The following is a 12,621-nucleotide window of genomic DNA, read 5'->3' on the forward strand; positions in this document are numbered from 1 at the left end:
TATTGCGTAGTTATCGCGTGGTTGTCGGCTTGCGCGCATCGCGCCGCGACGTTGCTCAAAGATTGGGCTGTGTCGATCACGCAAAGGACTGGCTGAAAGAGGATATACGTCCGAATTGTAAACAGGCTGTAACGGCGTGTCTTGAATAATAGTGACCTGATATGAATTTGTGCGGTCTTTTTTACCGTTATGAGGATCACATCACATCCTGGCGCATAGGCAGCAAGTCAAGGCCCGAACGGCGGCAAATTCCGCCAGAATACGGCCCCTCTTGAATCAAATGAATCAACCTGCGATAAAACATAAACGCGGCCAGCCTGTTTTGAATATTTATCGCCAGTCGCTTCCGTGTAAACTGGCCGGATTATGTTTCGCGCGCAATGCATGAATTGAGGACGTTGCTCATGTCGACTTACGCACATCCCGCAGCAGCCGCGCCACCCAAGCCGAAGGACGCGCTCGGGTGCGTGTCGAGCAAATTACGCAAGGACATTGAATTAGATATTGGCGACATCCGTTTCTATCGCAAGTGCATGGATGAAGCGCATCTGGATCGCGTCGCCATGCCGGCATGCGACCGGGGCTTTCTGGTCGGCATATCGCTGAACAGCGGGCATCGGCGGAATATTTTTAACGGTGAGCGACTCATCGCGAAACGGTTTGAAGCGGATTCGATTTATATCCGCGATTTCTCAGAAGATTATCGCGCTGATCTATATGGGAATTTCGACTTCGTGCTGGTCGAATTATCGCGTGCATTCTTCACACGACTCAGCGACGAACTCGGCGGGCCCGGCATCGACGGGCTGACCTGCGCGGTCGAACAGAAAGACCCTGTGCTCGGTCATCTCGCGCGTGCGCTGGACAGCAATCTCGCCCACTACGGCGCCATCGATTCGCTGTTCGCCGAGCAGATGGGCGTGATCGTCGGCACGCACCTCGCGCAGCGCTACGGCAATCTGCGCGATCGCCGGCCGCGCGCGAAAGGCGCGCTGTCTCACGTGCATGAAGCGCGTGCCAAAGAATTACTGATCGAGCGGTCGCGGCAAGGCGCGTCCATCGCCGATGTCGCCAGCGAATGCAACCTGTCGCGCGGCTATTTCATCCGGGCGTTTTCCCGCGCCACCGGGCGCACGCCGCATCAATGGCTGCTCGAACAACGCATCGGCGAAGCGCGGCAACTGATCGAAGCCACCGAGCTGACGCTGACGGAAATCGCGAGCTTCTGCGGCTTCGCGGACCAGAGCCATCTGAACCGCCTGTTCCTGAAGGCGACGGGCACGTCGCCGGGCGCCTGGCGGCGCGCAGCCGGGCGTTAGATCGCCGCCCTTAAGGAAGGCACTTAAGACGGCACCCGCTTGCCGGGCAGCAACGTGACGGTGCATGTCATGCCCGCCGCGAGGTGCATCCCCGCCGGCACGCTGTCGAGATGCACGCGCACGGGCACCCGCTGCGCAAGCCGCACCCATGTGAAGATCGGGTTCACATTGGCCAGCAGGTCGTTGCCGCTGGTCGGATTGTCGCGGTCGGCGATGCCGCTCGACAGGCTGTCCACGTGCCCCTGAATGTCGACGCCGCCCGACAGCAAGCGCACCACGGCGCGGTCGCCGACATGCACGCGCGGAATCTTGGTTTCCTCGAAATAGCCGTAGACCCAGAACGAGTGCGCGTCGATCAGCGCCATTCTTGCCGCGCCCGCCGTCGCGTAGTCGCCCGGCCACAGGTTCAGGTTGGTGATGTAGCCGTCGGCGGGCGCTCTCACCACGCTGCGCGTCAGATTGAGCTGCGCCGTCTGCTGCTCGACGACGGCGGCTTTATATAGCGCCTCGGCCGCGCTATAGGCGGCGATATCGGCGCGGTAGGCGGCATCCGACTGGTTCGCAGCCGACGCAGCATCTTCGCGGCTTTCGTCGGAGATCACGTCGCCTGCGAGGTTCGCGCGGCGCGCCGCCTGCTCGCGCTTCATCTGGTCACGCGACGCGCCTTCCGACATCTGCGCCTTCGCACGCGCCATCTCGGCCTGGGCCCGCGCGATGTCGGCATCCGCCTGCGCGACGGCGTAGTTGAAGCGATACGGGTCGAGCACGAACAGCACGTCGCCGCGATGCACGAACTGGTTGTCCTTCACGCGCACTTCGCTGACGAGCCCCGACACGTCGGTCGCAACGTCGATCACGTCGGCGCGCACGCGGCCGTCGCGCGTCCATGGCGAGTACATGTAGTTGACCCACAGCAGCCGCACCAGCACCAGTGCGATCAGCAGGATCGTCACCGTGAAGAGCGCGCGCAGGAAGGATTGCGGTTTGATCGTCATGTTGTTGTGCAAGCGGTTTCAGGTCGACAAGGCGCGCGTCGTTCATCATTGTTCATGGCCGCGTCATCCACGTACCAGCAGCGAGACGCCGCTGAACATCGCGGCGAACAGCGCCACCCGGAACAGCCCCGGATGCCATGCATACCGATAGACGCCAAGCCGCGCGAACAGCAGATCGAGCATCACGAACACAACGACGCAACCGATCAGCACAGGCAGCAGATACGGCACGAGGAACGAACAGAATTCAATCTCAGCGGGCATTGTCAGGCTCCATGGCAGCGCGGTCGGCCGCCGTCGCGGCGAAACCGCCGCCCAGTTCTTTCATCAGCAGCGCCCACGCGTCGAGCCGTTTGGCCTCGACGTCGGCGAGCCGCTCTTCCTGCTCCTGCTGCGCGTTCTGCGCCGCGAGCACATTCAGAAACTCCGTGATGCCGTTGCGATAGCCCGACTCCGCGAGCCGGTAGGCGTCGCGCGCCGCATCGAGTGTGCTTTGCGTCGACGCCTGTTGCTCATCCAGCGCGTGCAGCGACGTGACCTGCGCCGCGACGCCGCGCATTGCATCGACGATGGCCGCGTTGTACGCATCGACAGCGGCGTCGCGGTCCGACACGGCCACGCCGTACTCGCCGCGCAGTCGGCCGCCATCGAAGATCGGCAGCGAAATGGCCGCGCCGAGGCTATGGCCCGCGCCGTTGCTGCTCAACAGGTTGAAGAATCCGCCGAAGGTCGCCGCCGAGCCCAGAGACGCTGTCGCGAGCAAATTGATGTTCGGATAGAAAGCCGCATGCGCCGCCGCCATGTCCTTTTCATTTGCAAGCACGCGCCAGCGCTGCGCGACGATATCGGGCCGATGGCCGATCAGATCGACGGGCAGCGACGCGGGCAACGCGATCGGCACATTCAGCGCGAGCGCCGGGCGTTTCAGCGTATCGCCGTAGCCGGCGCCCTTGCCCGCGAGCGCGGCGATATCGATGCGGCTCAACGCGAGCTGCTGCTGCGTTTCCTGAACCTTCGTCACGCTCATGGCCGCTTGCGTCGTGGCCTGCGACACGTCGAGACGGCTGCCGATGCCCGCTTCGAGGCGGGCTTTCGCGATATCGAGCGTGTGCTGTTCCTCTTGCTGCACGGCCTGGTCAGCGTCGAGCAACGCGTATTGCAGCGCGAGCTGCACGTAGGCGCGCACCACGGCGGTCTGCAGTTCGACTACGGCGAAGCGGTCGTCGGCTACCGAGGCCTGCACGGCATCGAGCGCGCCTTCGCGGATCGCGCGGTTCTTGCCCCACAGATCAAGGTCGTACGAAAGACCCGCCATTGCGCTGTTGTTCCAGACGGTCGTGCCGCCCGGCGGCGCGGGCGTCGTATAACGCGCGAAGCGCTGGCGCTCGAAGTTGCCCGACGCGTCGACTTGCGGCAGCTCGGCCGCGCCTGCGACCTGCGCCTGGAATCGGGCGTTGTCGATGCGCGCCTGCGCTTCCTTCAGGCCCGGATTGCCCGCCGTCGCGTCCTTGACGAGCGTGTCGAGTTGCGGATCGTTCCATTGGCTCCACCAGTCATCGGTGGGCCAGGCGGCGTCCTGGCGCGTCGTGCGGATCGCGTTGCCGGGATCGAGCGAGGCCGGATTCAGCTCCGTTTCGTGCGGACGAATGCCGCCGGCATTGATGCACGAGCAAAGCAGCACACACAACGCCGCCGTCGAGAGCGCGCGGCACGCACGGTTCAGGAAGGAGACGCGCCGCTTCATGCCGACGCTCCGTTCGCAGCCGCCGACGTCTGCCACAACGGCAGCGTGTCGTCCTTCAACATCAGCTCCGTGAAATGCATGAGCCGGCGCATCCGCTTCGCGATCAGCGCATCGGCTGTTGAGTCGTCGAGATCGACGTTCGGCAGCGCGCGTTTGGCCTGCTGCGTCGCGCTCATCGCGCGGTCTCGCGCCTCTGGCGTCGCGGCGGAAAACACATCGGCCATCGCGTCGAGCCACTCGTGTTGAAGCGTACGCCAGTCCTTGGGCAAACGTGCTGCCACGCGCGCCGTGTCCTTGCGTATCACGATCATCGCGCGCCCGACTTCCAGCGCCGCGAACGCCGACGCGACGAGACGCGTCTGGTCCACGCGCTCCCCGGCAGGCGCCGACGCGATGCGCATGATGAAGCCGCGCATGCCCGACTCGAAACGATGCGAGAGTTCTTCCAGGTCGTCATCGCGCGCGGACTTCGTGACGAGCGAGCGGATCTGCTTCAGGTACTGCCGCGAAATCCAGTCGCCCGCCAGCGGCACGATGGTCGAGAACGCGACGGCGGCTGCGGCGATGCCGAGCGACAGACCGAAGGCCGTATCGAGTAACTGGGCGGGATGGTACGTAACGGGGTTCGCGATGTTGACCGTGTAGCAGAAGAACACGCCGAAGCCGAGACCAAGTGTCGCGGTTTTTGGAAACGTATTCAGGTAGCTGCTAACGACGATCGGGAACGCCATGCACGCCGCGAGCAACGCAAAACTGTCGAATAACGGAAACACAAAGAACGCGATGAAGAAGCCGGCGATCGCACCCGCAACGCAGCCGCAAAACATCTGCCAACTCGCGACAACAGGATCGGGCGCGAGCGTGAACAGCGCGCTGACGATCGCGACGGAAACCAGCGCGCTTGATCCGCCGACCCAGCCTGACGCCAGCCACATCGCGCCCACCGACAGCACCGCCGCCGCCGCGCGCATGCCGTTCAGGATGGCCGCCGCGCGATTGGACGTGGCGCGCGTGCTGTCGATATGCGTGATCAGACGCAGCACCGATTGCTGCCAGGGCCGCTGATCGACGCGGCGCGCTTCTACGAAACTGCGGCACAGTTCGCGCAGATTGCCGACGAAGCCGTGCAGCGCCGCGCCCGTCATTTCGATGAAGACGCGCTGGCACGCGGGTTCGTCTTCCAGTTCTTTTAGCGCGGCGGCGACGCGTACTTTCAGCGAGCGCTCGAACTCGGCAAGCGGGCCCGACAGCGCATCGACCTGCAACTCCGGCGACGCGCCCGGCGCAATGCCCATCGGCACGATAGCGAGAAGCGACCCGATCAGTTCATTGGCCGCGCGCATCGCGCGCGAGTTGGCTTCAACGGATGCCTGCGCGATCACCTGATGCAGTGCGTGCACCGACGCGAGCGTATCCACAAAGCTCGTATCGAGCTTGATGAACGCATGATTCTGCAGCCGGATCGACGGGTCTTCGAACACGGCGCCGACGCGCAGGCTTTGCACGTTCGCTCGCTCGCGCAGCAGATCGAGCATCGTGCCGAAGCCGTCCTTCGGCAGCGCCGCGCCGAGCAGCGTATGAATGGCCCCGAACAGATGACCGAGATTGTTCCTGCTCGCCGCGTACAGATCGGGCGCCACGCGGCGCGGCAGAATCAGCGCGCTGACGAGACTCGCGCATGCCACGCCGATCACCACCTCGCTGATCGTATAGACGAGGTTGTCGAACACGCCATAAGGATTCGACAACGTGGGCAGCGACGTGATCGCGGTCGCGTAGCCCGTTAGCAGAAATCCGTATGACTGGAAGTTGCGGAAGTACGACGAGCCGAACACGCACAGCCCGATCCACGCAGCCAGCACGAGCAGAAAGAGCAACGACGCCTGCGAGAACAGCGACACCAGCACGAGCCCCGCGAGACTGCCGCACACCATGCCGAGACCACGATAAAAGCCGCGTGCGATCACCATGCCGCTTTGCTGGAACATCATCACGACGATGCACGACACCATCGCCGTCCCAGGCCCGCGCAGTTCGAGACGCATGCACAAGCCCATCGCGAGCGTCGCGGCAATCGCGACCTTGGCGACATGCCTGAAGCGCGGATAATCGTCGCTCCAGTATTGCCTGAGTTCGTCACGCCATCGCGGCCATGCCGCGATGCCTGCATCGAAGTTCATAGGGGTGTCCGTGTCTTGCTGGGTCGGTACGGTATCGGCGGCGCTTCGCAAAAAAGCGCGCAATACGCGTACGGTGAAGGCTTTGAGTCTGCGTGAAACGGGGTCGTGTCGATTGCCGAATCGCACGTTCATGCTTGCAGTGAACCAACATTCGGATTCACGTATTGCGCGAATGCGAACGCGCCTTCATGCTATGAGCGATAACGCATTCACACACTCCTCACGACGCCATTCATGAACCTCTCTTTTGAAGTCCTGCAAGCGCTCGATGCAATCGATCGAACCGGCACGTTCGCAGCCGCAGCGGAAGAACTGCACAAGGTGCCGTCGTCCTTGACATATCTGATTCAGAAGCTGGAAGTCGATCTCGGTGTGAAGCTGTTCGAGCGCACGGGCCGCCGCGCGAAGCTCACGCATGCGGGCCGCGTCATCGTCGAAGAAGGCCGGCGTCTGCTCGAAGCCGCGCGCGAACTCGAACAGAAAGCGAAGCGGATCGAGCATGGCTGGGAATCGGAACTGCGCGTCGCCATCGACGAAATCATTCCGTTCGATCTGATCTGGCCTCACGTCACCGACTTCTACAAGCTCAATCTCGGCACCCGGCTGCTGCTGTCGAAAGAAACGCTCGGCGGCACATGGGACGCGCTGATCACGCGGCGCGCGGACCTCGTCGTCGGCGCGGCGGGCGAACCGCCGCCCATCGCGAACCTCGTTGCAAGGCCGATCGGCTCGTTACAGCATGCGTTCGTGATCGCGCCCAGTCATCCCCTCGCGTCGGCTGCCGAGCCGTTGACGATGGATGCCGTCGCGCGTCATCGCGCGGTCGCGATCAGCGACACGTCACGCAAGCTCACGCCGCGCACCATCGCGCTCGCCGCCAATCAGGAAGTGCTGACAGTGCCGACGCTCGAAACCAAGCTTGCCGCGCAGATTCGCGGGCTTGGCGTCGGCACGGTGCCCGAATGTATCGCCGCGGGGCCGTTGAATCGCGGGCAACTGGTGCGCAAGGAAGTGTCGGGGATGCGCTCGGTCACGCACTTCTATCTGGCGTGGCGCGACGACGAAGCCGGCAAGGCGCTGCGCTGGTGGGTCGATCAACTCGACCGGTCGGACCTGATCGACGACGTCGCGCAACGGCTCGTGGCAATGAGTTGACGCGTCGAGTGATGCAGGGCGCTATGCGTATTTTCGCAGCCGCGTAGCGCCCGAGCCTCTGCTCCCCGCCTCGGCATGCCGTCGCTCGCAGGACGTGCCGGCAGCGATCTGCACCAGCCCTTTCACCTGCATCAACAGTCGCCCCGCAGCCTCGAAGTCGTCGAAATCGCGGCCTTCGCATACATTCGTGCAAGCCGATTGAAGCAATTGCGCGGCCTCGGTCGCCCGGCCTTGCGCGTACCAGAGTCGCGCAAGACTCGTCGCCGCGCGCAATTGCAAGGAGCGCGCGCCTTGCGTCGACGCTTCTTCGAGCGCGGCCATGAACCATGTCTCGGCGTCGCGGACAGCGTCACTGTTGTTTTCACTGGCCGCGTGGTTCACCAACGACAGCTCGCCGCGCAAGCGCCGCAATTCGGCGATGAACCAGTGATCGCCCGCGAGTTCGCAACGTGCAAGCGCGCTATCGAGAACCTGCTTCGCTTCATCGCGACGTCCCGCGCGCATCAGCGCGACAGCGTATTGCGCGGCGAGCATCGCGAACGGCGCGCCGAATTTCAGTGCATCGAGTTCCGCCAGCGCCGCGCGAAAGTCATCCAGTGTTTCCGCCGATACATCGTCGAGCGAACGCAGCCACGCGTCGAAACCGCGGGCGCTGGCCTGCCAGATGTGCAGGCGCGCGCGAGCGGACACGTCGCGCAACACAGCGATGCCGCGCCGCGCGCTGTCGCGTTTGCCCGACAACAGCGCGAGCGGCACGAGCGATTCGACCAGCACGTAGCAGACGACCATCGCCTGATCCTTGCTGCACGCTTCGATCACCGCGTCTTCCGCGAGTGCGAGCGCCTGGTCGCGCAGACCTTGCAGCCACAACACGCGCGCAAGCGACGCGCGGCTCACGAGCAGTTGATCCGCGAAATGTCCAGCCGGTGCGCGTGCGTTCAGACCGCCGCCGACTTCGAGCAGTTGCTCGAACGAAAGACGCGCGCAACGCTGATCGCCCGCGTAGTGCGCAGCGACGCCCATCAGCCGATAACCCAGAATGGCGCTTCTCAGATCGGCTGCATCGGCGACGAAGGCCGCGTGACGCCGCGCGTATTCGAGCGCATCGTGCACCGAGCCCGACGTTTGACACGCATTCCACAAGCCGCACAACGCGCGCGCCTCGAACGCTTCATCGCCCGATGTGATCGCCGACGCGAGCACTTCTTTCCAGATCGCATGCGTTTCCGCGTTGGGGCCGTGAACCAGCACGAGTGCCGCACCCAGCGCCGCGAGAAGCCGCAGCCGCGCGCGCGGGCGTGGCGACGCATGCGCGGATTTGTCCGCCGGCGGAATGGCAGCAAGCGCGCGCCGCGCCCACGTGCAGCACTCGTCGATCAGCGACAGCTCGTAGAACAGAAAGACGGCATTGACGGGCAGCGTTTCGCGCAATGCTTCGTCGCCGTCTTCGGACAGTACCCAGCCGAGCGCCGCACGAACCTCGTCGAGCAGCGCGGGAATCCCGCTGCGCCAGCGTTCGCCAGCGCATTGACCTGCTGCGCGCGCGTTGCCGTCGATCACCGTGGACAAATAACGCGCGTGATTCAACGCGACAGCGCGGCGCTCGCCGTTGTCGTCGAGCTTCTGCCGCGCGTACATGCGTGTCGTTTCGAGCAGCCGGAACGACGCGGTGCCCGGCCCGGTGCTCGCGACCACCAGCGACTTTTCGACCAGCGCCGCCATCGCCGCCACCACATCGAGTTCGCGCGTTTCATGATCGTTCGCGATCGCAATCGCGGCTTCGAGCGGAAAGCGGTCCGCGAAAATGCCGACACGGCGCAAGGTCTTGCGTTCGGCTTCGTCGAGCAGCGCGTGGCTCCAGTCGAGCGTCGCCTTCAGCGTCTGGTGGCGCGGCAACGCGGTGCGCGTGCCGCCCGTCAACATGCCGAAGCGGTCGTCGAGATGCGCGGCCAGCGTGTCGATACCGAGCAGCGCGGCGCGGGCCGCAGCAAGCTCGATTGCCAGCGGAATGCCGTCGAGCCGCCGGCACACCATGCCCGTCACATGCAGGCTCGCGTCGTCGGCGGCGAAGCGGGCGTCGATCGCACGGGCGCGCATCAGGAACAGGCTCACGGCGCTGCAGCGGCGCACGCGCGGTGTATCGTCGTTCGGCTCGGGGACGTCGAGCGCGGGCACCCAGTACAACGATTCAGACGGAATGCGCAACGGCTCGCGGCTCGTCGACAGCATGCGCAAGCGCGGACATGCGTTCAGCAGATGGTTCGCAAGCTGCGCGGCCACGTCGATCACATGCTCGCAGCCGTCGAGCACGATCAGCATGCGCCGCCCGCCGATCACCTCAACGATGCGCTCGCGCGTCGAACATCCGCTTTCGGGCGGCACGCCGAGCACGGATGCCATCATCGCCAGCACGCTGCTCATGTCGGACGCCGAACTCAAGGACACGAAATAGACGCCGCCCGGCGCGTGCTCCAGCAGGCGGCGCGCGACCTCGATCGCGACGCGCGTCTTGCCGATGCCGCCCGAGCCGACCAGCGTCACGTGACGCGCGCTGCGCAGAACGGTACTAACGTGCGCAGTCGCTTCGTCGCGGCCGATGAGCACGGAGCCGCACGCAGGCAGATTGTTCGGCACGGCGCTTTGCGCGAGCATGTGATGCGCGTCGTGCAAAGGCGCGCCTTCATCTTCGTGCTGCACAGAGGAAGCAGAACCTATGAGCCGATAGCCGCGCCCCGCAATCGTCTTGATGAGGTCGCGGCTGTCGCCGAGCAGCTTGCGCAGCGCGGACATGTGCACCTGAAGGTTGTTGTCGCCAACTACCGAGTCTGGCCACACGCGTTCCAGAATCGTTTCCTTCGACACCAGGCCGCCCTGCGCCTCGATCAGCAGTTCGAGTATGTCGAACGCACGACTCCCGATGCGCACGGTCATGCCGTCGACGCGTGCTTCACGGCGCGCGAGGTCGATGTCGAGCGGTCCGACCCGGGTCATGAGCGGAGCGCGCAGGCATGCGCACGCAACGCTTCACGGCACGCGCCGCTGAGTCGTAGTCGAAAGGAATCGCGGATAGAGCAAGACACAATGCGTAGCATGCTGCATACCGAATGATGTGCTTGGCAGTCTAGAACGGCACGGCTGATGCATGGGTGGAAAAATCCGAACGATCTGTTCAAAAAATTTGAAGTCGTTGCAAGGGCATTCATTGCGAGGGTCCGGCATGGAGCCCTCATCAAAGCGAAGGCGTGTTGGCGATGCATAGACCTCGTCGCTTTGGCGCGGCGTCGTCGTTGGCGAGCACCCGTTGGTACGTCGCCCGATCCTCGCGGACACGCGCAAGACCGGGAAACGCGATGTGCGCAGCCGCGACGAGATCGCGCCGCGCGCAACGCACGAAGACGGATCATTGATGTTCACTCACTCGCTGCGACATGCGTCGAAGCATAGCGAGTCTGTCGAATCGCGGCCGCTAATTGTTGTTAAACGTTCTGTGCAGCCGCGTGGCAATGCGCGAGATAAGCATGAATCTGGCTGACGACGGCCGCGCCATCGCCCACGGCGGACGCCACGCGCTTGGTCGATTCGGAGCGCACGTCGCCGACCGCGAACATGCCGGGCAAGCTGGTTTCGAGCGGATAGTGAATGCCAGTACCGGCTTGCGTGTGCGAGCGCCGCGCGAAGCCCGTCACGACGAAACCGTGGCTATCCAGTTCGACGCCGCTCGACATGAGCCAGTCGGTCTTCGGATCGGCGCCGATGAAAAGGAACAGGTGACGCGTTTCAATCGTCTCGTCGCCTTCTTCTTCGCGCCGCACATGGACGTGCGTCAAGCCCGCCTCGTCGCCTTCGAGCGTTTGCAGCGTACAGCGCGTGCACACCGAGACGTTCGGCAACGAGCCGATGCGGTCGATCAGATACTTCGACATGCTCGCATTCAGGTCCGCGCCGCGAATCAGCACGCGAATGCTGCGCGCGAAGTTGGCGAGAAACACGGTGGCCTGGCCCGCGGAATTGCCGCCGCCGATCAGCACGATGTCCTGCCCCTTGACCAGCTTGGCCTCGATGGGAGACGCCCAGTAGTAGATGCCGTTCCCTTCGAACCGATCGAAGCCCGCGACGCCCGGCTTGCGATACGCCGCGCCGCTCGCGACGACAACCGTGCGCGCATTGACGCGCTGACCGTCGAGCAGCGTCAGCCCGTGAATGCCGTCTTCGCTGTCGACGCACGTGACCTTGCCCGGAATCGCCAGATGCGCGCCGAACTTCAACGCCTGCTGGAACGCGCGCGCGGCGAGCGCCTGGCCCGAGATGCCCGTCGGAAAGCCGAGGTAGTTCTCGATCCGCGAACTCGCGCCCGCCTGCCCGCCTGGCGCGCGCTGGTCGAACACGGCAACGGACAAACCTTCCGTGGCCGCATACACGGCGGCGGCCAGTCCCGCCGGACCCGCGCCGACGATCGCGACGTCATACACATGCGAGCGCTCGAAAGTCGGCACGAGGCCGAGGCACGACGCGAGCTGCGCTTCATCGGGTGCGCGCAGCACGGAGCCGTTCGGGCAGAACACCAGCGGGAAATCGTCGGGGCCTGTCGTGATGCCCGCGAGCAGCGTGACGGCCTCGGCGTCGTGACGCGCGTCGATCACCATCGCGGGATACGCGTTGCGGCGCAGGAAGCCCTGCAACCGGACGAGGCGCGCATCGTCGCCATTGCCGACGATGATCGGCCCGAGCCCCTGCTCGATCAGCCCCAACCGGCGCAGAATCAGCGCGCGCATGATGTGCTCGCCAAGTTGCGCGTCGGCGACGATCAACGCGCGCAGCTTGTCGGGCGACACCACGAGCGTTTCGCAATCGGTCAGCGCGATGCCGTCGATCAACGCGGGCTTGCCTGACAGCTGCGCCATCTCGGCCATGAAATGGCCGTCGTCGTGCTCGGTCACGAGCGTCGAGCGGCCGAAGCTGTCGCGCGAACAGATTCGCACACGCCCGTGCAACAGCACGAACAGCCCCAGTGCGATGCGCCCGGTTTCGAAGATCAGCTCGCACGCCTTGAACGACATCGGCTGCGCGAAGCGACGCAGGCTCGCGATCTGCGCAGGGGACAAGCGGGGAAACATCTGATGCTGCCGGAACTCCAGCGACGAATACGGCATCGCCAGATCCGGCGCGCCCGCATCGGGCTGGGTGGACAGAAGATCTGGAGGGTTGATCGCCGGGGTATTCATTACTTT

Annotated in this window: 8 protein-coding genes; 2 read left to right on the forward strand and 6 right to left on the reverse strand. The window is 64.4% G+C overall.

Going from position 1 to position 12,621, the window contains the following annotated elements; translation table 11 throughout:
• The first annotated feature begins 404 nt into the window (after positions 1–404).
• Entirely contained in the window at positions 405–1,319 is a 915-nt protein-coding gene (locus SB822_RS10885) for a helix-turn-helix domain-containing protein (RefSeq protein WP_007743199.1), read from the forward strand.
• A 23-nt stretch (positions 1,320–1,342) separates the two neighbouring features.
• On the opposite strand, the gene SB822_RS10890 is transcribed toward SB822_RS10885, so the two are convergent.
• The 4 genes from SB822_RS10890 to SB822_RS10905 form a co-directional block, all read right to left on the reverse strand.
• Positions 1,343–2,314 carry an HlyD family secretion protein gene (locus tag SB822_RS10890; RefSeq protein WP_079503459.1) on the reverse strand — a complete coding sequence of 324 codons (972 nt, stop codon included), beginning with the start codon at positions 2,312–2,314 and terminating at the stop codon, positions 1,343–1,345.
• Positions 2,315–2,377: 63 nt separating this feature from the next.
• Entirely contained in the window at positions 2,378–2,578 is a 201-nt protein-coding gene (locus SB822_RS10895; protein WP_007579001.1) for a DUF1656 domain-containing protein, read from the reverse strand.
• The gene (locus SB822_RS10900) at positions 2,568–4,058 is read right to left on the reverse strand and encodes an efflux transporter outer membrane subunit (protein WP_410854648.1); all 1,491 of its coding nucleotides are present in this window, start codon (positions 4,056–4,058) and stop codon (positions 2,568–2,570) included. Before SB822_RS10900 ends, SB822_RS10895 begins: the two co-directional genes overlap by 11 nt.
• Positions 4,055–6,238, reverse strand: coding sequence for an FUSC family protein (locus SB822_RS10905; protein WP_410854649.1), 2,184 nt, complete (start codon positions 6,236–6,238; stop codon positions 4,055–4,057). The genes SB822_RS10900 and SB822_RS10905 overlap by 4 nt, the downstream gene beginning before the upstream one ends.
• Before the next feature lie 234 nt (positions 6,239–6,472).
• On the opposite strand from SB822_RS10905, the gene SB822_RS10910 reads away from it, so the two are divergent.
• Positions 6,473–7,393, forward strand: a complete 921-nt coding sequence (locus SB822_RS10910) for a LysR family transcriptional regulator (protein WP_007579004.1) — start codon at positions 6,473–6,475, stop codon at positions 7,391–7,393.
• A gap of 21 nt (positions 7,394–7,414) precedes the next feature.
• On the opposite strand, the gene SB822_RS10915 is transcribed toward SB822_RS10910, so the two are convergent.
• Positions 7,415–10,384, reverse strand: coding sequence for an ATP-binding protein (locus SB822_RS10915; protein ID WP_410854650.1), 2,970 nt, complete (start codon positions 10,382–10,384; stop codon positions 7,415–7,417).
• Between the two features lie 485 nt (positions 10,385–10,869).
• Positions 10,870–12,615: an FAD-dependent oxidoreductase gene (locus SB822_RS10920; RefSeq protein ID WP_410854651.1), complete on the reverse strand. Its 1,746-nt coding sequence runs from the start codon at positions 12,613–12,615 to the stop codon at positions 10,870–10,872.
• Between the last annotated feature and the right edge of the window lie 6 nt (positions 12,616–12,621).

The organism is Paraburkholderia sp. SIMBA_054 (genome assembly GCF_046534875.1).
GTDB classification, from domain to species: Bacteria; Pseudomonadota; Gammaproteobacteria; order Burkholderiales; family Burkholderiaceae; genus Paraburkholderia; species Paraburkholderia hospita.

What these genes read in the sequence shown, in the direction of transcription:
- SB822_RS10885 (WP_007743199.1), top strand. Translation starts at nt 405, where the DNA reads ATGTCGACTTACGCACATCCCGCAGCAGCCGCGCCACCCAAGCCGAAG.
- SB822_RS10890 (WP_079503459.1), bottom strand. Translation starts at nt 2,314, where the DNA reads ATGACGATCAAACCGCAATCCTTCCTGCGCGCGCTCTTCACGGTGACG.
- SB822_RS10895 (WP_007579001.1), bottom strand. Translation starts at nt 2,578, where the DNA reads ATGCCCGCTGAGATTGAATTCTGTTCGTTCCTCGTGCCGTATCTGCTG.
- SB822_RS10900 (WP_410854648.1), bottom strand. Translation starts at nt 4,058, where the DNA reads ATGAAGCGGCGCGTCTCCTTCCTGAACCGTGCGTGCCGCGCGCTCTCG.
- SB822_RS10905 (WP_410854649.1), bottom strand. Translation starts at nt 6,238, where the DNA reads ATGAACTTCGATGCAGGCATCGCGGCATGGCCGCGATGGCGTGACGAA.
- SB822_RS10910 (WP_007579004.1), top strand. Translation starts at nt 6,473, where the DNA reads ATGAACCTCTCTTTTGAAGTCCTGCAAGCGCTCGATGCAATCGATCGA.
- SB822_RS10915 (WP_410854650.1), bottom strand. Translation starts at nt 10,384, where the DNA reads ATGACCCGGGTCGGACCGCTCGACATCGACCTCGCGCGCCGTGAAGCA.
- SB822_RS10920 (WP_410854651.1), bottom strand. Translation starts at nt 12,615, where the DNA reads ATGAATACCCCGGCGATCAACCCTCCAGATCTTCTGTCCACCCAGCCC.